The organism is Variovorax sp. Soil_C_17, assembly GCF_057657265.1.
This window is the reverse complement of sequence record NZ_JBDGIT010000003.1, coordinates 193,581-210,076: the sequence shown is the minus strand read 5'-3', so window position 1 is coordinate 210,076 and position 16,496 is coordinate 193,581. Positions and strand designations below refer to the sequence as shown.

Genomic DNA, 16,496 nt, shown 5'->3' with positions numbered 1-16,496 from the left:
CCGTCGCTGCCGTGACAGCGGCGCCCCTGCAATCTACACCAAGCAGCGGGATGTGCCATACAAAGCCTCAATAAGGATCATTGAGGCAGGCAATGGGCCGCGCGCGGGGATCAGCCCGGCAGCACGGCCTCGCGCAGCTGCGGGAACACCTTGGCCACCTTGGCGAGCAGGTAGTCGCCGTAGATGCCGTCGAAGGCATGCACGTTGGCGTGGTCCCAGCGCGTGGCGCTGTCGTCGGCCACGGCGGGCCGCGGCAGGCCCGCGATGGGCTGGACCCGCGCATGGAAGTTGGGATCGAAAAAGAGCGGGAAGGACAGCCGGTCCCGGCCCGAGGTGTTGCGGACCACGCGATGCGGCGTCGAGCGATAGAGCCCGCCGGTCATGCGGTCGAGCATGTCGCCGATGTTGATCACGAAGGCATCGGGGATCGGCGCCGCGTCGATCCAGCCTTCGCCCGTGCGCACCTGCAGGCCGCCGATGTCGTCCTGCCGCAGGATGGTGAGCAGGCCGTAGTCGGTGTGCTCGCCCACGCCCCAGGCGACGTCCAGGCCGGCCGGGACCGGCTGGGTCGGATAGTTGAAGAGGCGAAAGAGGATCAGCGGGTCGGCCGTGTAGCGCTCGGCGAAGTAGCCGGCGCCCAGGCCGAGGCTCAGGGCGATGCCTTCCATCAGCTGATGGCCCAGGCGCGTCGCCGCGGCCATGTAGTCGAGGATCGTCTGCCTGAGGCCGGGGACATCCGGGAACAGGTTGCGCCCGTGCACCGGCGTGCGCGCGAGCACCAGCGGATCGTCCTCGGGCAGCTCGGTGCCGAGGTAGAGCCCCTCCTTCCAGTCGGGCCGGCCCGAGGTCAGCTCGCCACCGGTCGGGAAATAGCCGCGCCAGGCGCGGCCGCCCAGTTCCATGCGCCACTGCATCTTGGTGGCTTCGGGCAGCGCGAAGAAGGCGCGGCTGAGCGCTTCGAGGCGCTGCGTCAGCGCGCGGTCGACGCCGTGGCCGGTGACGTAGAAGAAGCCGTGCGCGCGGCAGGCCTCGCCGATGCGTGCGGCGACCTCGGCGCGTCCGGGCGCACGCGCGACCAGCGGTGCGATGTCGATGACGGGCAGCGAAGGGGTCGATGAAGGGGTCGATGTGCGCATCGAGGCCAGCGTATCAAACCGCGTGCGCGAAGGGCGTGCGGATGTCGGCAAGAAACTGCTGCGCGCGCGGGTGTTGCGGGCGATTGAAGAAGTCGTCGGGGGTGGCCCGCTCCAGCACGCGGCCGGCATCCATGAAGAGCACGCGGTCGGCCACGTCGCGTGCGAAGCCCATCTCGTGCGTCACGACCACCATGGTCATGCCTTCGCGCGTGAGGTCGCGCATCACCAGCAGCACCTCGCCCACCATCTCGGGGTCGAGCGCGCTGGTGGGTTCGTCGAAGAGCATCAAGGGCGGCTGCATGGCCAGCGCCCGTGCGATGGCCACGCGCTGCTGCTGGCCGCCCGAGAGCTCGGAGGGAAAGGCGTGGGCCTTGTTGGCCAGGCCGACGCGCTCGAGCAGGGCCATGGCGCGCTCGGTGGCTTGGGCGCGCGAGAGGCCGCGCAGCTGGATCGGCGCCAGCGTGCAATTGCCGATGACCGTGAGATGCGGGAACAGGTTGAACTGCTGGAACACGAAGCCGATGTGCGAGCGAAAGTCGTTGAGATCGATGCCGGGCGCGTGGATGTCCTTGCCGTCCACCATGATGCGGCCGGACTTGATCGGCTCCAGCCGGTTGATGGTGCGGATCAGCGTGGACTTGCCCGACCCCGAGGGGCCGCAGACCACCACCACCTCGCCCCGGGCGATGGTCTCGCTCACGTCGACCAGCGCGTGATAGCCGCCGTACCACTTGTTGACCTTGTCGAATTCGATCATGCGGGTGCCTTCGGTGCTTCGCGGACGGTCGTGCGCCGGCCCGTGCGCCGCTCCAGCCAATAGGCGAAGCGAGACAGCCCGAAGCACATGACGAAATAGGTGAGGCCCAGGACCAGGTAGACCTGCACCGGCTTGGTGAAGACCTGGGTGTTGATCTGCGAGGCGATGAAGGACACCTCCGCCAGGCCGATGATGTAGCCCAGCGAGGTCTCCTTGATGGTGGAGACGAACTGGTTCACCAGCGAGGGCAGCATGCTGCGCAACGCCTGGGGCAGCACCACGAAGCGCATGGTGCGGCCCCAGCCCAGGCCCAGCGAGCGCGCGCTCTCGACCTGGCCGCGCGGCAGCCCCAGGATGCCGGCGCGCACGATCTCGCCGATGTAGATGCCGTCGAAGACCACCAGCGCGATCAGCATGGTGGTGAACTGGTCGGTCTTGACGCCGGTCACGCTGGGGAGGAAGAAGTAGGCCCAGAACACCACCATCAGCAGCGGCGTGCCGCGCACCACGAAGGCCACCAGCGTCACCGGCCATCGCAGCCAGCGCCAGGGGCTCACGCGCGCCAGGCCCAGCAGCAGGCCGAAGGGCAGGGCGAGCACCAGGCCCAGCGAGGCCAGCAGCACCGTGAGCGCCAGTCCGCCCAGCGGGCCGTTGGGATACTGCCCGATGAGAAAGTAGACCCAGTAGTCGCGCACGAGCTCGATCACGGTGCGGCTCCGGTGCTGATCGGAGTACCTCCGCCTTCTGCGGTACGAGCCCCCTTCGAAACGGCCGCGCGCGGTCTCATAGCGCCCTCGGCGGGAAGCGGTGCTGGTACCAGCTGGCCGCACCGGTGATGAGCATCGACACCGTGAGGTAGGCCGCGGTGGCGAAGGCGAAGGACTCGGCGCTGCGGAAGGTCGCGCTCTCCACCTGCCCGGCCTGGTACATCAGCTCGGCCACGCCGATCACGGTGGCCACGCTGGTGCCCTTCCAGAGGTTGAGGGTCTGCGAGATCAGCGGCGGGATGGTGACGCGCAACGCCTGCGGCAGGATGATGCGGCGCATGGTCGCGAGGAAGCCGAAGCCCAGGGCGCGGCCCGCTTCCATCTGCACCGCCGGAATGGCGCGGATGCCGCTGCGGATGTCCTCGGCCATGTAGGCCGCGGTGTAGAGGCCCAGTGCCACCACCGCGCTCATCGCCTCGATGCGGCCGGCATAGAGGCGCTGCTTGAGCTCCTCGGGCAGCAGCTCGGGCGCGCCGAAATACCAGAACAGCATGTGCGCGAGCAGCGGGATGTTGCGGATCGACTCCACGTAGGCGAAGCCCAGCCCCCGCAGCGCGGCCACCGGCGCCAGGCGCAGCAGCGCCACTGCGAGCGCGACCGGCAGGGCCAGCATCAGCGAGGCGGCCAGCAGCTGCAGCGAGAGAGCGAGGCCCGCGACCAGCATGTCGTGGTAGCGCCCCGTGAGAAGCAGGGAATAGTCGAAAAGCGGCATGAATCGATCGGATGCGCAGGCGCCCACGCGGACCGCCGCGGGGCACATGGTACGCATCCGTGAAGCGCCGCGCGGCGGCGCTCACACCGTCTTCAACTGTCGATCTTGTCGGTCTCGATCTTGAACGTGCGCGTCTCGAAGCCCGATTTTGTCTTCGGGCCGTACCACTTGAAGAAGATCTTCTCGGCCTCGCCCGACTTCTCGAGCTCGCGAAGCGTGTCGTCCACCACCTTCTTGAGGCCGCTCTCGCCCTTCCTGATGCCGATGGCCAACGCCTCGGTGCTCAGGTTCTGCTTGAGCACCACGTACTGCGCCTTCTGCGGCCCCAGCTTGGCGTAGCTGTTGAGCAGCGCGGCCTCGTCGTCGACGTAGCCCACGCCCTTGCCCTGCTGCAGCGCCTGAAAGGCCTGCTGGCTGGTGTCGAAGGTCACCACCTCGGCAGTGGGCACGGCCTTCTTGATGTTGGGCTCCTGCGTGCCGCCGCGGATGGTCAGCACCTTCTTGCCCGCGAGCTGCGGCACGTCGGTGATGCCGCTGTCCTTCTTGACGATGGCCTTCTGGCCGGTCACGAAGGTGGTCAGCGAGAAGTCGATCTGCGACTCGCGCTCCTTGTTGTGCGTGAGGCCCGCCGCGACCAGGTCCACGTGGCCCTGCTGCAGCTCGGGGATGCGTGCGGCCACCGCGATCTGCTTGAGCACCGGCTTCACGCCGATCTTCTTCGCGATGGCGTTCACCAGGTCGACTTCGTAGCCGATGATCTCGCGCGTCTTCGGGTCGATGAAGGTGGCGGGCTCGTCGGTGCCGAGCACGCCGACGACCAGCTGGCCCTTCTTCTTGATGTCATCCAGCTGGTCGGCATGGACGGCGGTGCCCGCGAGCAGGGCGGCCGCGGCGAGGGCGGCGGCAGCGAAACGGAAGCGCATCTTTTTCTCCTGGGGAAAGGGGTCCGCACCATAGCAAACAAAAGCCTGCTGCGTGAAATAGCTCTTTTCCATATGCATACTGCCGTCATGCAAATCCAGGAAAAACCGCCTTTCGACACGCCCTTCGAATGGATCGGCGGCGAGCAGAAGGTTCATGCGCTGGTCGAGCGCTTCTACGACCTCATGGAACTGGAGCCGGCCTACGCGCAGTTGCGGGCGGTGCACGGCCCCTCGCTGGAGAACGCGAGGCAGCGGCTGTTCTGGTTCCTGTGCGGCTGGCTGGGCGGACCGCAGCACTACACCGACCGCTTCGGCCACCCGATGCTGCGGGCGCGGCACCTGCCGCAGAGCATCGGCGGCCACACCATCGGCATCCAGGAGCGCGACCAGTGGCTGGCATGCATGGACCAGGCGATGGGGGAGACCGGTGTACCCGAAGGACTTCGTGCGCGCCTGCGCGATTCCTTCTTCCAGACCGCCGACTGGATGCGGACATAAGCCTGCGGCTTTTCACATCGCTTCGCTGAGCCTCGGAGCGGCCGGACGGCAGCCGACCGGCTAGCGCCGCGACGGCGTCAGCAGCACCACCAGCGCCCCGGCCCCGCCCTCGGCCGGCTTGGCTTGCACGAAGGCCAGGGTCTCGCTCTTCTGGATCAGCCAGCGCTGCACCTTGGCCTTGAGCACCGGCTGGCGCCCGGGCGATCCCAGGCCCTTGCCGTGCACCACGCGCACGCAGCGCACGCCCAGCTTGCCCGCCTCGCGGATGAACTCGCCCAGCGCTTCCCGCGCCTCGTCGCTGCGCATGCCGTGCAGGTCGATCTCGCGCTGGATGCTCCACTCGCCCGCGCGCAGCTTGCGCGTCACGTCGGTGTGGATGCCGGGGCGGCGAAAGCTCATCGCGTCGTCGGCGTCGAGCAGGGTGCTGACGTCGAACTCGTCCGACAGCGACTCGCGCAGCACGCGCTGTTCGTCGAGCTGCTTCTGCACGGGAAGAGGCGCCGGCGGCTCGGGCGCCAGCGGCACCGCAGGCCGGCGCCGCAGCGGCTGCGTGGCGCCGATGGCGCGCGAGAACAGGTCCTGCTCGGCGGCGCGCTTCTTCTCGGCGGCTGCGCGCACGGCGGCCTCGGCGGCTTCGCGCTCACGCTGCTCGGCCAGGGTCTTCTGCACGCCTTTGAGCTCGGCGAGGGTCTTGAGGGCTTTGGGTTTGCTGGGCATCGGCTGGTCGCTGGAGGATACGTCCTCCGCGTCCGGGCTCAGATCAGGCCGCGCTCGGCCATCGACAGGGCCCGGCCCGGGGCGACGATCACGTGGTCCAGCACCCGCACGTCGATCAAGGCCAGCGCGGCCCGCAGCGTGTGCGTCAGCGCTTCATCGGCTCGGGAGGGTTCGACGCAGCCGCTCGGGTGGTTGTGCGCCAGGATCAGGGCCGCCGCGCGGTGGTGCAGGGCGCGTGTCACCACCTCTCGCGGGTACACGCTGGTCTGGGTCAGGGTCCCGCGAAAGAGTTCTTCCAGCGCGATCAGGCGGTGCTGCGCGTCGAGAAAGAGCGCGGCGAAAACCTCGTGCGGCCTGGCCGCCAGCTGCAGTTGCAAATAGTTCTTCACGGCATCGGGCGACTCGAACAGCTCGCGTTCCTTCAGCCCCTGGGCCATCGCGCGTCGCGCCAGCTCGAGCACGGCCGCAAGGTTGCTCCGCTTGGCACTGCCGCCCAGGCCCTTGATGCGCCTGAGGTCGTCGAGTCCGGCGTGGAGCAGGCCATTGATGCCGCCAAAGCCGTCGAGCAGGTCCTGCGCGAGCTGCAGCACGTTCTTGCCGGGAAGGCCGGTGCGCAGCAGCAGCGCCAGCAGCTCGGCATCGGCCAGCGAGCCGGGGCCCAGCGCCATCAGCTTTTCGCGCGGTCGTGCTTCCAGGGGAAGATCGGAGAAAGACATGGTCGGCATGGGCCCGTTGGCCCCTCCCTAAAATACAGGGCCCCAGTCTATAGCGAGCGCCACCTTGTCCTCCACCACCTCCGCCGCCATCGTCGTGCCCGGCTCCTTCCTCACGCTGCACTACCGGCTGGCCGGGCCTGCGGGCGACATCATCAACACCTTCGGCGACAAGCCGGCCACGCTCTCGCTGGGCACCGGCGAGCTCTCGCCCGCGGTCGAGCAGCGGCTGATGGGCCTGGCCGAGGGCACCCATGCCACCTTCGAACTGCCGGCCGGCGAGGCCTTCGGCGAGCGCAACGCCGACATGCAGCAGTGGGTGGCGCGCAAGCTGCTTGTGCAGATGGGCGACCCCGACGAGCAGTACGCGGTGGGCGACGTGGTGCAGTTCCCGACGCCCGACGGGAGCGGCAGCTACGCCGGCGCGGTGGTCGAAGCCAACGAGACCGCGGTGCGTTTCGACTTCAACCATCCGCTCGCCGGGCAGCCGGTGAGCTTCGAAGTGCAGCTGATCGGGGTGCTGTGAACATGGGCACGGTCGAAGAAGTCATCCTCGCCGAGCCACGGGGCTTCTGCGCCGGCGTCGACCGCGCGATCGAGATCGTCGAGCGCGCGATCGCCAAGTTCGGCGCGCCGATCTACGTGCGCCACGAGATCGTGCACAACACCTACGTGGTCAACGAGCTCAAGGCCAAGGGCGCGATCTTCATCGAGGAACTGGCCGAGGTGCCCGCGGGGGCGACGCTGGTGTTCAGCGCGCACGGCGTGAGCAAGGCCGTGCAGGCCGAGGCGCGGGCGCGCGGCTTCGAGATCTTCGACGCCACCTGCCCGTTGGTGACCAAGGTGCACGTCGAAGTCGCCAAGCTCGCGAAAGAGGGCTACGAGTTCATCATGATCGGCCACAAGGGGCACCCCGAAGTCGAGGGCACCATGGGGCAGCTTTCCGGCGGCATCCACCTGGTCGAGGACGTGGCGGACGTGGCGCGCGTCCAGCCCGGGCAGACCGAGAAGCTGGCCGTGGTGACGCAGACCACGCTGTCGGTCGATGACGCGGCCGAGATCTCGGCTGCGGTGCGCGCGCGCTTCCCGAAGGTGCGCGAGCCCAAGCAGCAGGACATCTGCTATGCCACCCAGAACCGGCAGGACGCCGTCAAGCTGCTGAGCCCGCAGGTGGACCTGGTGATCGTGGTCGGCAGCCCGACCAGCTCCAACAGCAACCGGCTGCGCGAACTGGCGCAGCGCCTGGGCACCGAGAGCTACATGGTCGACTCGGCCGCCGAACTGAAGCCCGAATGGTTCGAGGGCAAGACCCGCGTCGGGCTGACGGCCGGCGCCTCCGCCCCCGAGGTGCTGGTGCGCGAGGTGATCGACCGGATCAAGGCACTGGGCGCGGTGTCGGTGCGCAAGATGGACGGCATCGAAGAAACGCTCAAGTTTCCGCTGCCCAAGGGCCTGAAGCTCGACCACATGCCCGCGCCGGGCCATATTTCGTGACGAGCGCCGCCGCCATCGACTGGCGACGCGACATCGAGGCGGCCGCACGGCGGATCGACGAGCGGGCCCCGCAATTCCTGCGCAGGACACCGTTGTGGAAGCTGCCAGGCCGCGCGCTGGGCATCGAGGTGCCGGGCGTCGAGCTCTGGCTCAAGCTCGAGCATCTGCAGGCCGGTGGCAGCTTCAAGGCGCGGGGCATGATGAATCGGCTGCTGGCCCATGAGATTCCCGACAGCGGCGCCATCGTGGCCTCGGGCGGCAATGCCGGCATCGCGACCGCCGCGGCGGCGCAGGCGCTGGGCGTGCATTGCGAGGTGTTCCTGCCCACCGTCTCGCCGGAAGCCAAGCGCGCGAAGCTGCGCGCACTCGGCGCCACGGTGGTGGTGGGCGGCGAGGTCTATGCCGATGCGCTGGCGGCCTGCCTCGAGCGTCAGCGCGAGAGCGGCGCCTTGCTCACCCATGCCTACGACCAGGCCGAGGTGGTGGCCGGTGCCGGCACGCTGGGCCGCGAGATCGAGGACCAGGGCGGCCTGCCGGATGCAGTGCTGGTCAGCGTGGGCGGCGGCGGCCTGATCGGCGGCCTGGCGGCCTGGTTCGAGCAGCGCAGCCGCGTGGTGGCGCTCGAGCCCGAGCGCGCCCCCACGCTCTTTCGCGCGCGCGAAGCCGGCGAGCCGGTCGATGTGGAGGTCAGCGGCGTGGCGGCCGATTCGCTCGGAGCGCGGCGCATCGGCGCCTTCGCCTGGGACATCACGCAACGCCAGGTGCGCGACGCCCTGCTGCTGCCCGACGGTGCGATTCGCGCTGCGCAGTCGTGGCTGTGGAAGGAACTCAAGCTGGCCGTCGAGCCGGCCGCGGCCCTGCCGCTGGCCGCACTGCACACGGGTGCCTATGCGCCGCGCGAAGGCGAGAAGATCTGCCTGATCGTCTGTGGCGCCAACGTGGACCCGACGAGTCTCGCCTGATCAGCTCTGCGGCTGGTCGACGTTGACCATCCACGGCACGCCGAACTTGTCTTCCAGCATGCCGAAGCCGGGGGACCAGAAAGTGGCGGCGTAGGGCATCGTGACCTTGCCGCCTTCGGACAGCGTCTTGAAGAGCTGCTCGCCTTCCTTGACGTCCTTGGCCTGGACCGAGAGCGAGAAACCCTTGTAGCCGTCGAAGGCCATGCCGGGCGGCAGGTCGGAGGCCATGATCTGCTTGCCGCGCGCTTCGAGCGTGGCATGCATGATCTTTTTCTTGTGCGAGTCCGGCGTGTCCTTGCCCATCGGGCTTTCGCCGAAGGTCATGCTGAAGAGGATCTTGCCGCCCAGGCTCTTGGCGTAGAAGGCCAGCGCTTCGGCCGCATTTCCGTTGAAGGACAGGTACGCTTCCATCGAATCTCCTTGGGTGGTTGCAGAGGGGAGAGCCATCCTACGCCCCCGCCTAAAATCGCCCGATGCTCGATATCACTCTGTTACGCAAGGACCTTGCCTCGGTCGTTGCCGGCCTCGAAACCCGCAAGAAGAACCAGACCTTTCTCGACGTGGCGACCTTCAGCGCCCTCGAAGCCGAGCGCAAGACCCTGCAGACCCGCACCGAGGAAATGCAGGCGCGCCGCAACGCACTCAACAAGCAGATCGGGCCGCTGAAGGCCAGGGGCGAGTCGGTCGAGGCGCTGATGGCCGAGGTCAATGCGCTCAAGGCCGAGCAGGAATCTTCCGCCACTCGGCTCGAGGCGATCCAGCCCGAGCTGCAGGCGCTGCTGCTCGCGGTGCCGAACCTCCCGCATGCGAGTGTCCCCGTGGGAGACGACGAAAACGCGAATCTCGAGGTCCGGCGCTGGAGCCCCAAGGGCGGCAACGGTGCCGATGCGCCTGCACTCGGCTTCGAGGCGCGCGACCACGTCGACCTGGGCACGCCGCTCGGGCTCGACTTCGAGACCGGCGTCAAGCTCGCGGGCTCGCGTTTCACCGTGATGAAGGGCCCCATCGCGCGGCTGCATCGGGCGCTGTCGCAGTTCATGCTAGACATCCAGACCCAGCAGCACGGCTACACCGAGTGCTATGTGCCCTACGTGGTCAATGCCGACACGCTGCGCGGCACCGGCCAGCTTCCGAAGTTCGAGGGCGACCTGTTCGCGGCAAAGAAGGGCGGGCAGGACGGGGAGCCTGCGCCCGATCATTCGGCGCTCTACCTCATCCCGACCAGCGAGGTGCCGCTCACGAACCTCGTGCGTGACGAGATCCTTGCCGAGACGCAGCTTCCCCTGCGCTTCACCGCCCACACGCCCTGTTTCCGCTCGGAGGCAGGCAGCGCCGGGCGCGACACGCGCGGCATGATCCGGCAGCACCAGTTCGACAAGGTCGAGATGGTGCAGATCACGCATCCGGAAAAGAGCTACGAAGCGCTGGAGGCCATGACCACCCACGCCGAGGCCGTGCTCCAGGCGCTGGAGCTGCCGTACCGCGTGGTATTGCTGTGCACCGGCGACATGGGCTTCGGCGCTGCCAAGACCTACGACCTCGAGGTCTGGCTGCCGGCGCAGAACACCTACCGCGAGATCAGCTCGGTGTCGAACTGCGAGGCCTTCCAGGCGCGGCGGCTGCAGGCCCGCTTCAAGAATGCGCAGGGCAAGAACGAGCTGGTGCACACCCTCAACGGCTCGGGCCTCGCGGTCGGCCGCACCTTGGTCGCGGTGCTGGAGAACCACCAGCAGCCCGACGGCTCGATCGCGGTGCCGGCGGCGCTGCGGCCCTACATGGGCGGCCTTGAAACCCTGCAGCCCTGAAAAAGTCGCCAAAAGCCTCTGCTAGAATCGCGGGCTCGACAAACACCAGACTCCGGAGAGGTGGCAGAGTGGTCGAATGTACCTGACTCGAAATCAGGCGTACGGTATCCCCGTACCGTGGGTTCGAATCCCACCCTCTCCGCCAAGGATGCCCCGCAAAGGCTCCGAATCAACGCAAAAAGCCCAAGAGGACCCAAGCCTCCTGGGCTTTTTTGTTGGCTGCGGCCGCAGATGGCGCAGCGCTATTCGGCTGCAGGCGCTTCCCGATTGCTTTCGATGCGTGCGGGTTCGCTTGGCGGCGGGTCTTCTTGCAGGCACGGGTCGGGGTCGGCTTGCCGCCGCTCCGCCGTGGCTGCGCGCCGCAGCCGATCGATCCACTCAGCGCGAGTCAGCCTGCGCCGTCGCGCGCCGGGCAATTTGTCCGGGTCGGACTGTGAAGACAAGCCAAGCCTCCGTCTGAGAGCTTCGTAAACCGCTGCTTATCGCCCGACGGACGCAACGACGACGAGCGCCAGCACCAGGAAAACGGCGCCGACAAAACCGGCCTCGATCAGGATTTCGGACCAGGGAGCGCTCGCGACCGGCGAACTCACCGGTTCGAAGCTGCTTGTGGGGACATGCTCGTCGGAGATCACGTTCATGGTTGGTATTCCTCGTCCCGTCATCGAAGGCGTGCCAACTATAAGACAAGTGAACGAAGAATGGGAAAGTTTCACATTTCAGGCTTCTTGATGGAACTGATGCTCTACCAAAGTATTACAAAATGGCTCAAGATAGGTCCATCGAAGAGGGAACACATGAACGACCGACACGACACCAATCTGGGCTGGTGGACCGACAGGCCCGACCGGGAGCCCCGCGCCTCATCATTCAACCCGATCTCCGGTCCCTTCCATCGGCGGAAGCCGGAGCGGGTGTGGGTGAAGGCCTTGCTGATCGCAGCGCTCATGGGCGGGTTCGGCTGGTCCCTGCTGAACCTTGCTCACGCGCTGAGCTGAGCCCTGGCTTCGTCCAACGATTCTTAAGTCTGGCCTAAGACTGGCCGCCCAATATGAATGCAGACAGTCGCCTGGCGCTGGTAGAGGTTGCTTCGGCATCCGCCCTTGCTGGGCGGTTCCTCGATGCCGGCGACTGTCGCTACCTTTCCGACCCCGCCATGCCGTCGGCGCGAAGCAGGCCCACCCTCAGGCCTCTTCGCCTTCGCTGCCCCTTCCAGCGACGATGCGCCCGAGATGTAGCGTGAGCGCGGAGAGCTGAAGAAGACTACTGTCCGTCGTCTTCTGCGATGCGCCCAGGCGGCATACGCTCTGCTGCGCGCAGCACCTCCTCTTCGCTGCGAGCGGACGTAAGCGGGGGTCGGGCACCAATCTTTCGGCCATGCGCTCGGTCAGCGTCATCGTGGAATTGACCGCGTTCACTCCCACCCGCGCGGCTGGCAGGCTGCTAGGCCTGCGGCGGCCAAGCATCAGCGCCTTATTGCCGCGCCTCCGGACAGGTGAGTCGGGGCGGCGACCTTCCCCCCTCGATGGTGTTGACGATCGCACCCGCGCTGCGCCGGCGATGCGCTTGATTCCGGGGGTGAAGAACTTGGCCTGTCATCGCGTCCTGCAACTAAAAATCATTGTTGCCCACCTTTCCGGTGGCGCAGAAGCGGTAGGCCGCCGAGCGATAGCTTAGAAATGTTCAGATTTCAATCCCCTGGCGTCTTTATATTCGCCCGTTATCCGTGGCCAGCGGCCGCGATCGCAATCAGAGCTCTCAGACGGCCACCCCCGGCTTCATTTTCAGAAGGAAAAGTGTTTTCATGCAACCAGTTCCTCTTCGCTATACGTTGTTTTCGACCGCGAATCGCCAAGCGTCGTTCAACGCCGACTTTGTGGCGAAATTCGAAAATTTCGACGTCGAGAAGGCTGCCCACCTGTTGACAAGGGCGAGTGCTGCCCAATGGATCGATCTCGGCGCCTGGGTGAGCTCCCCACCCCTAGTGGCACGTAAGGTCCAGTTTGTCCATGAAGCGATCAAATCCATGTCGCACGGGTGGGAAACTGCGGCCAAGGCCTTGCTGCAGATATTGGAGGAGCTGAAGGAAGACCGGGCAGATCACGAGCATGCGCCTGCGGCTCTCGAATACATACTGCAAGCCTCCACGCACGCCCGCTGGGTCAACATGCTTCTGCTGCGGCCCAATTTGCTTTCTCGGTATTGCGCGCTGCTGGGAAATGGATCCGACGCGGCGTTCGCCTTTTGCTTCTTGGGTGCGCAAATGGCTCGCTCAGAGGAGACGTCTGTCCATGCATGGCAGATCTGGGAACTAGCCGTTCGGACGCTTGACGACGCAACGCGGCTTGAAGTCACCACGAACATGAATGCGGTCGACCGCCCGTCATTTTCTTGGCAGAAAAATCGTCAGTACCGGACGCTGTGGCCTGAACTCTATGATAAGCCAGGCTTCAGAACCAAGTTGCCTATATACATCTTTGTATTTCCCGGCAAGACGTTGCAAGAGGAGGCGGCCAATCGCGATTTGGCCCTACAGATATTCCTTCATAACGCATCCCAACTCTTGGGGCGTCCCGCCTCCCTGGACGACTTCAAGGGGATCCGGGCTGACTGGACCAGCACCGGACGGGCAACGGTAGAAGTCAACTATTCAATACGATTAGCAGATTGCGTCAGGTACTACCTCGGCTTTGGTCAGGATGCCGACAACAAACAAGGCTGGACGAAAGAGCCAAACTTCTTGTCTGTTGTGGATCAAGTGCGGGACGAATTCGAAAAAATCTGGTTGACCACTATCGATCTATCTTCTCCACTTCCTGCCCTTGAGACAGGCACGCCCATTTATCACCAAGTGGCCTCTCGAGAGCAGTATGCTGCAGTGTTGAATCAGTTGTCTGAGCACAACCTGCTGATCGGAGAACTTCACGACCACTTTGCCGCTTTAAATTTTATCATTCAGAATATGGCGTGGCTGCGCGAGCGTGGTTATGCGACAGTCTATCTGGAGAATTTGCCGGCGGAAGCTCAACGCCTGGCCAATGCCTATTTCTCGGGTCTTTCAGGGACGCCCATGTCGCCGGAACTCAAGATGGCGGCAATGGAACTTGCGACTGTCCTGGAGAAGGCAAAGGAGGTGGGGATGCGGGTAATGTTCGTTGACACCGACATGGTCTCGCCAGATAGCCTAGGCTCAAACGGTATGAACTACCGAGCTCGTGCTGCCGCGTTGAATGCGTTTGCCGTTGGCATCATCAACGACGACATGCCGCGGCGGGCGAATGGCAAATTCATCGCGCTATTCGGGATTTTCCATGTGTGGAGGGATACATCGGGAGTAGCAGATGTCTTCGGGGTTCAATGCGCATTGCCCAATTGCAAGTCGATGTTCATGTTCGATATTCCTCAGCGCGGCACAACAAATAGTCACGATGAAACATTTTTTATCGTCTCCCATGATCAGAAAGATAAGGTGAGTTCCAGTGAACAGCCTTTGATCTTCAGAGTGATGGCCGATGTGTATGTCGGCTCACGCATGCCACTTCGAATGTCGGTAAAAAACAATGAAAGCGGTGTTGCGAACAGAGGCGTCAAGCCACTTGAACTGCCACCGCCACCATCAATGAAGTAACAAGTGGCTTGTGGCGCGACGCCAGGCACGCAATCTCCTGTCCTGCGCAACCGGGGAATCTAAAGAGGACTTGCCGAGCGCGCCCGGCCTGTGTTTTCATGCAGGCACAACGTCCTGTTCGGAGACACAAGCGATGAAGACCGTGGCAGAAATCCTCAAGGAAAAAGGCGACCAGAGCGTGCACAGCATCGGGCCCGACGCCTCGGTGTACGAAGCCGTCGCGCTGATGGCGCAGAAGAACATCGGCGCCCTGCTGGTGATGGAGGGCGAGCGCATCGTCGGCATGCTGAGCGAGCGCGACTACGCGCGCAAGGTCGTGCTGATGTCGCGCTCATCCAAGGAAACCCGCCTGCGCGAGATCATGACTCCCTCGGTCATCTACGTGCATCCCGCGCAAAGCAGCGAAGAGTGCATGGCGGTGATGACCGAGAACCGCGTGCGCCACCTGCCGGTGCTCGACGACCACGGCCGGCTGGTCGGCCTGATCTCGATCGGCGACCTGGTCAAGGGCATCATCTCGGAGCAGAAGTTCATCATCGAACAGCTGCAGCACTACATCACCGGCGAGCACGCCTGAGCGCCCGGTCCGCCCTTGCAACGCCCATGGCACTGTCGGCCAAAGACCTCGAGCGCATTGCCGCATCGACGCTCTCCCACTACGACCGGAGCGCCGAGGACTTCTGGGCCGCGACGCGCGATCACGATGTGAGCCAGAACGTCGCGGCGCTGCTTCAGGCCATCGAGGCGCCGCCCCCGTTCGCCATTCTGGATTTCGGCTGTGGGCCCGGGCGCGACCTGCTGACCTTCAAGCGGCTCGGGCATCTCGCGATCGGGCTGGAGGGCGCTGCGCGGCTGGCCGAGATGGCACGCGCCCACAGCGGCTGCGAGGTGCTGGAGCAGAATTTCCTCGCGCTGGACCTGCCGCCGGATCGCTTCGACGGCGTGTTCGCGAATGCGGCGCTGTTCCACGTGCCTGCGCAAGAGTTGCCGCGCGTCCTGCGGGAACTGCACGCGACTTTGAAGCCGGGCGGCGTGCTCTTCAGCTCGAACCCGCGCGGCGAAGGCCAGGAAGGCTGGAGCGGCGCGCGTTACAGCGCCTTTCACGATCTGGAGGCCTGGCAGCGCTACGTGTCGGGCGCGGGCTTCGTGGCGCTCTCGCACTACTACCGCCCGGAAGGGCTGCCGCGTGAGCAGCAGCCTTGGCTCGCGAGCGTGTGGCGCAAGCCGACGGGCTGAGAGGCTGGCCGCGGCGGGAGCCTAGTCGGCAGCTTCCATCTCGGCGCCGTACTCGCCGATGGATGCAGCCCCGTTCAACCTGGCGCGCTTCAGCAGCGCCTGCTGTGCAAGCTGCGCATGCGCCGCGTCGCCCCGCCAAGCCTGCATCGCGGTGTCCTGCAGTGCACGTCCGTAGGAAAAGCTCAGCCGCCATGGCTGAGGCCCCAGCCGGTTCATCGCATCGAGATTGGCCGTCGCCTCGGCCGGCGACTGGCCGCCGGAGAGGAAGTTGATCCCGGGGACCGCGGCCGGCACCGTGCGACGCAGCACGCGCAGCGTCTGCGCGGCCACTTCGGCCGGTCGGGCCTGCGCCGAATGCGCCTTGCCGGGCACCACCATGCTCGGCTTCAGCAGCATGTGCTCGAGCGCCACGCCGTGACGGTACAAGGCGACGAACACCTCATGCAGAACGGCCTGCGTGACCTGGGCGCAGCGCGCCAGCGTGTGATCGCCGTCGATCAGCACCTCGGGCTCGACGATCGGCACCACGTCCTGTGCCTGGCAGATCGCCGCATAGCGCGCGAGCGCCTCGGCGTTGGCCTCGATCGCGGCCCGGCTCGGAAGCTGGTCGGAGACGTTGTAGACGGCGCGCCACTTGGCAAAGCGCGCGCCTTGCTGCCTGTAGCCCTCGAGGCGCTGCGCGAGCCCGTCCAGCCCATGCGTGATCTCGTCGCCGGGCGCCAGCGCCAGCGGGCCCTTGCCGGCGTCGACCTTGATGCCCGGCACGATGCCCTGCCGCGCGGCCAGCTGCGGCAGCGGCTCGCCGTCGTCGGCGCGCTGGCCCAGGGTCTCCTCGTACAGGATGACGCCGCTGATGTACCGGCCGAGCCCCGGCGCCCCCAGCAACAGGCTGCGCCAGGCGCGCCGGTTTTCCTCGGTCGACTCGACGCCGATCGCCTTGAAGCGCTTGGCGATCGTCGGGCCGCTTTCGTCGGCGGCCAGAATGCCCTTGCCCTTCTGCACCAGCCCGTCCACCGTGGCTTGAAGTTCAGTCGTCATGGCGTGTCCTCGTTGGATCCTCCCAGTCTCCGACGGCCGGCCCTGCAATGCAAGTCATCCTTCGGACCCGATTGCGATGTAGATTACGGACGCCAAACCGGAGACAAGCA

At 65.9% G+C, this 16,496-nt stretch carries 19 protein-coding genes and 1 tRNA gene; 10 read left to right on the top strand and 10 right to left on the bottom strand.

Annotated features, from left to right (window positions below; genetic code table 11):
• Positions 1-110: 110 nt before the first annotated feature.
• The 5 genes from AC3A6Y_RS16085 to AC3A6Y_RS16065 form a co-directional block, all read right to left on the bottom strand.
• The gene (locus AC3A6Y_RS16085; RefSeq protein ID WP_487869242.1) at positions 111-1,136 is read right to left on the bottom strand and encodes an isopenicillin N synthase family dioxygenase; all 1,026 of its coding nucleotides are present in this window, start codon (positions 1,134-1,136) and stop codon (positions 111-113) included.
• A 13-nt stretch (positions 1,137-1,149) separates the two neighbouring features.
• Complete coding sequence (locus tag AC3A6Y_RS16080) at positions 1,150-1,893, bottom strand: amino acid ABC transporter ATP-binding protein (protein WP_487869241.1); 744 nt, start codon at positions 1,891-1,893, stop codon at positions 1,150-1,152.
• Entirely contained in the window at positions 1,890-2,600 is a 711-nt protein-coding gene (locus AC3A6Y_RS16075) for an amino acid ABC transporter permease (RefSeq protein ID WP_487869240.1), read from the bottom strand. The genes AC3A6Y_RS16080 and AC3A6Y_RS16075 overlap by 4 nt, the downstream gene beginning before the upstream one ends.
• Before the next feature lie 76 nt (positions 2,601-2,676).
• The gene (locus AC3A6Y_RS16070; protein WP_487869239.1) at positions 2,677-3,372 is read right to left on the bottom strand and encodes an amino acid ABC transporter permease; all 696 of its coding nucleotides are present in this window, start codon (positions 3,370-3,372) and stop codon (positions 2,677-2,679) included.
• Between the two features lie 92 nt (positions 3,373-3,464).
• A complete protein-coding gene (locus tag AC3A6Y_RS16065) occupies positions 3,465-4,295 on the bottom strand; it encodes an ABC transporter substrate-binding protein (RefSeq protein ID WP_487869238.1) in 831 nt (276 codons plus the stop codon).
• Positions 4,296-4,382: 87 nt separating this feature from the next.
• Here AC3A6Y_RS16065 and AC3A6Y_RS16060 point away from each other — a divergent pair, with 87 nt between their 5' ends.
• Positions 4,383-4,793, top strand: coding sequence for a group II truncated hemoglobin (locus tag AC3A6Y_RS16060; RefSeq protein WP_487869237.1), 411 nt, complete (start codon positions 4,383-4,385; stop codon positions 4,791-4,793).
• A gap of 60 nt (positions 4,794-4,853) precedes the next feature.
• On the opposite strand, the gene AC3A6Y_RS16055 is transcribed toward AC3A6Y_RS16060, so the two are convergent.
• Positions 4,854-5,510, bottom strand: a complete 657-nt coding sequence (locus AC3A6Y_RS16055) for a Smr/MutS family protein (RefSeq protein ID WP_487869236.1) — start codon at positions 5,508-5,510, stop codon at positions 4,854-4,856.
• Between the two features lie 38 nt (positions 5,511-5,548).
• Complete coding sequence (gene radC / locus AC3A6Y_RS16050) at positions 5,549-6,226, bottom strand: RadC family protein (RefSeq protein WP_487869235.1); 678 nt, start codon at positions 6,224-6,226, stop codon at positions 5,549-5,551.
• A 64-nt stretch (positions 6,227-6,290) separates the two neighbouring features.
• Here radC and AC3A6Y_RS16045 point away from each other — a divergent pair, with 64 nt between their 5' ends.
• The 3 genes from AC3A6Y_RS16045 to AC3A6Y_RS16035 are packed head-to-tail and all read left to right on the top strand — an operon-like array spanning position 6,291 to position 8,679.
• The gene (locus tag AC3A6Y_RS16045) at positions 6,291-6,749 is read left to right on the top strand and encodes an FKBP-type peptidyl-prolyl cis-trans isomerase (protein WP_487869234.1); all 459 of its coding nucleotides are present in this window, start codon (positions 6,291-6,293) and stop codon (positions 6,747-6,749) included.
• A 2-nt stretch (positions 6,750-6,751) separates the two neighbouring features.
• Complete coding sequence (gene ispH, locus AC3A6Y_RS16040) at positions 6,752-7,717, top strand: 4-hydroxy-3-methylbut-2-enyl diphosphate reductase (RefSeq protein WP_487869233.1); 966 nt, start codon at positions 6,752-6,754, stop codon at positions 7,715-7,717.
• A complete protein-coding gene (locus AC3A6Y_RS16035) occupies positions 7,714-8,679 on the top strand; it encodes a threonine/serine dehydratase (protein WP_487869232.1) in 966 nt (321 codons plus the stop codon). Before ispH ends, AC3A6Y_RS16035 begins: the two co-directional genes overlap by 4 nt.
• Here the strand turns inward: AC3A6Y_RS16035 and AC3A6Y_RS16030 are convergent, their stop codons facing one another.
• Positions 8,680-9,090, bottom strand: a complete 411-nt coding sequence (locus tag AC3A6Y_RS16030; protein WP_309965438.1) for a VOC family protein — start codon at positions 9,088-9,090, stop codon at positions 8,680-8,682.
• Positions 9,091-9,152: 62 nt separating this feature from the next.
• Between AC3A6Y_RS16030 and serS the strand changes: the two genes are divergently transcribed.
• Complete coding sequence (gene serS / locus AC3A6Y_RS16025) at positions 9,153-10,484, top strand: serine--tRNA ligase (protein ID WP_487869231.1); 1,332 nt, start codon at positions 9,153-9,155, stop codon at positions 10,482-10,484.
• Positions 10,485-10,538: 54 nt separating this feature from the next.
• A tRNA-Ser gene (locus AC3A6Y_RS16020) sits at positions 10,539-10,629 on the top strand.
• 334 nt (positions 10,630-10,963) lie between these two features.
• On the opposite strand, the gene AC3A6Y_RS16015 is transcribed toward AC3A6Y_RS16020, so the two are convergent.
• On the bottom strand, positions 10,964-11,125 hold the full coding sequence (locus AC3A6Y_RS16015; protein ID WP_487869230.1) for a hypothetical protein: 162 nt from the start codon (positions 11,123-11,125) through the stop codon (positions 10,964-10,966).
• A 156-nt stretch (positions 11,126-11,281) separates the two neighbouring features.
• Between AC3A6Y_RS16015 and AC3A6Y_RS16010 the strand changes: the two genes are divergently transcribed.
• The 4 genes from AC3A6Y_RS16010 (at position 11,282) to AC3A6Y_RS15995 (ending at position 15,348) form a co-directional block, all read left to right on the top strand.
• The gene (locus tag AC3A6Y_RS16010; RefSeq protein WP_487869229.1) at positions 11,282-11,482 is read left to right on the top strand and encodes a hypothetical protein; all 201 of its coding nucleotides are present in this window, start codon (positions 11,282-11,284) and stop codon (positions 11,480-11,482) included.
• Positions 11,483-12,288: 806 nt separating this feature from the next.
• Positions 12,289-14,112 (top strand): TraB/GumN family protein, encoded by a 1,824-nt coding sequence (locus AC3A6Y_RS16005; protein WP_487869228.1) that lies wholly within the window; start codon positions 12,289-12,291, stop codon positions 14,110-14,112.
• 133 nt (positions 14,113-14,245) lie between these two features.
• On the top strand, positions 14,246-14,689 hold the full coding sequence (locus tag AC3A6Y_RS16000) for a CBS domain-containing protein (RefSeq protein ID WP_487869227.1): 444 nt from the start codon (positions 14,246-14,248) through the stop codon (positions 14,687-14,689).
• A gap of 26 nt (positions 14,690-14,715) precedes the next feature.
• Positions 14,716-15,348 carry a class I SAM-dependent methyltransferase gene (locus AC3A6Y_RS15995; RefSeq protein ID WP_487869226.1) on the top strand — a complete coding sequence of 211 codons (633 nt, stop codon included), beginning with the start codon at positions 14,716-14,718 and terminating at the stop codon, positions 15,346-15,348.
• Positions 15,349-15,369: 21 nt separating this feature from the next.
• Here the strand turns inward: AC3A6Y_RS15995 and AC3A6Y_RS15990 are convergent, their stop codons facing one another.
• Entirely contained in the window at positions 15,370-16,386 is a 1,017-nt protein-coding gene (locus AC3A6Y_RS15990) for a class I fructose-bisphosphate aldolase (RefSeq protein WP_487869225.1), read from the bottom strand.
• Positions 16,387-16,496: the final 110 nt, after the last annotated feature.

Excerpts from the sequence above, each read along its gene's own strand:
- ispH (WP_487869233.1), top strand. The coding sequence starts at position 6,752 with ATGGGCACGGTCGAAGAAGTCATCCTCGCCGAGCCACGGGGCTTCTGC.
- serS (WP_487869231.1), top strand. The coding sequence starts at position 9,153 with ATGCTCGATATCACTCTGTTACGCAAGGACCTTGCCTCGGTCGTTGCC.
- AC3A6Y_RS16060 (WP_487869237.1), top strand. The coding sequence starts at position 4,383 with ATGCAAATCCAGGAAAAACCGCCTTTCGACACGCCCTTCGAATGGATC.
- AC3A6Y_RS16015 (WP_487869230.1), bottom strand. The coding sequence starts at position 11,125 with ATGAACGTGATCTCCGACGAGCATGTCCCCACAAGCAGCTTCGAACCG.
- AC3A6Y_RS15990 (WP_487869225.1), bottom strand. The coding sequence starts at position 16,386 with ATGACGACTGAACTTCAAGCCACGGTGGACGGGCTGGTGCAGAAGGGC.
- AC3A6Y_RS15995 (WP_487869226.1), top strand. The coding sequence starts at position 14,716 with ATGGCACTGTCGGCCAAAGACCTCGAGCGCATTGCCGCATCGACGCTC.
- AC3A6Y_RS16080 (WP_487869241.1), bottom strand. The coding sequence starts at position 1,893 with ATGATCGAATTCGACAAGGTCAACAAGTGGTACGGCGGCTATCACGCG.
- AC3A6Y_RS16005 (WP_487869228.1), top strand. The coding sequence starts at position 12,289 with ATGCAACCAGTTCCTCTTCGCTATACGTTGTTTTCGACCGCGAATCGC.
- AC3A6Y_RS16010 (WP_487869229.1), top strand. The coding sequence starts at position 11,282 with ATGAACGACCGACACGACACCAATCTGGGCTGGTGGACCGACAGGCCC.
- AC3A6Y_RS16070 (WP_487869239.1), bottom strand. The coding sequence starts at position 3,372 with ATGCCGCTTTTCGACTATTCCCTGCTTCTCACGGGGCGCTACCACGAC.
- radC (WP_487869235.1), bottom strand. The coding sequence starts at position 6,226 with ATGTCTTTCTCCGATCTTCCCCTGGAAGCACGACCGCGCGAAAAGCTG.
- AC3A6Y_RS16000 (WP_487869227.1), top strand. The coding sequence starts at position 14,246 with ATGAAGACCGTGGCAGAAATCCTCAAGGAAAAAGGCGACCAGAGCGTG.
- AC3A6Y_RS16065 (WP_487869238.1), bottom strand. The coding sequence starts at position 4,295 with ATGCGCTTCCGTTTCGCTGCCGCCGCCCTCGCCGCGGCCGCCCTGCTC.
- AC3A6Y_RS16030 (WP_309965438.1), bottom strand. The coding sequence starts at position 9,090 with ATGGAAGCGTACCTGTCCTTCAACGGAAATGCGGCCGAAGCGCTGGCC.
- AC3A6Y_RS16055 (WP_487869236.1), bottom strand. The coding sequence starts at position 5,510 with ATGCCCAGCAAACCCAAAGCCCTCAAGACCCTCGCCGAGCTCAAAGGC.
- AC3A6Y_RS16085 (WP_487869242.1), bottom strand. The coding sequence starts at position 1,136 with ATGCGCACATCGACCCCTTCATCGACCCCTTCGCTGCCCGTCATCGAC.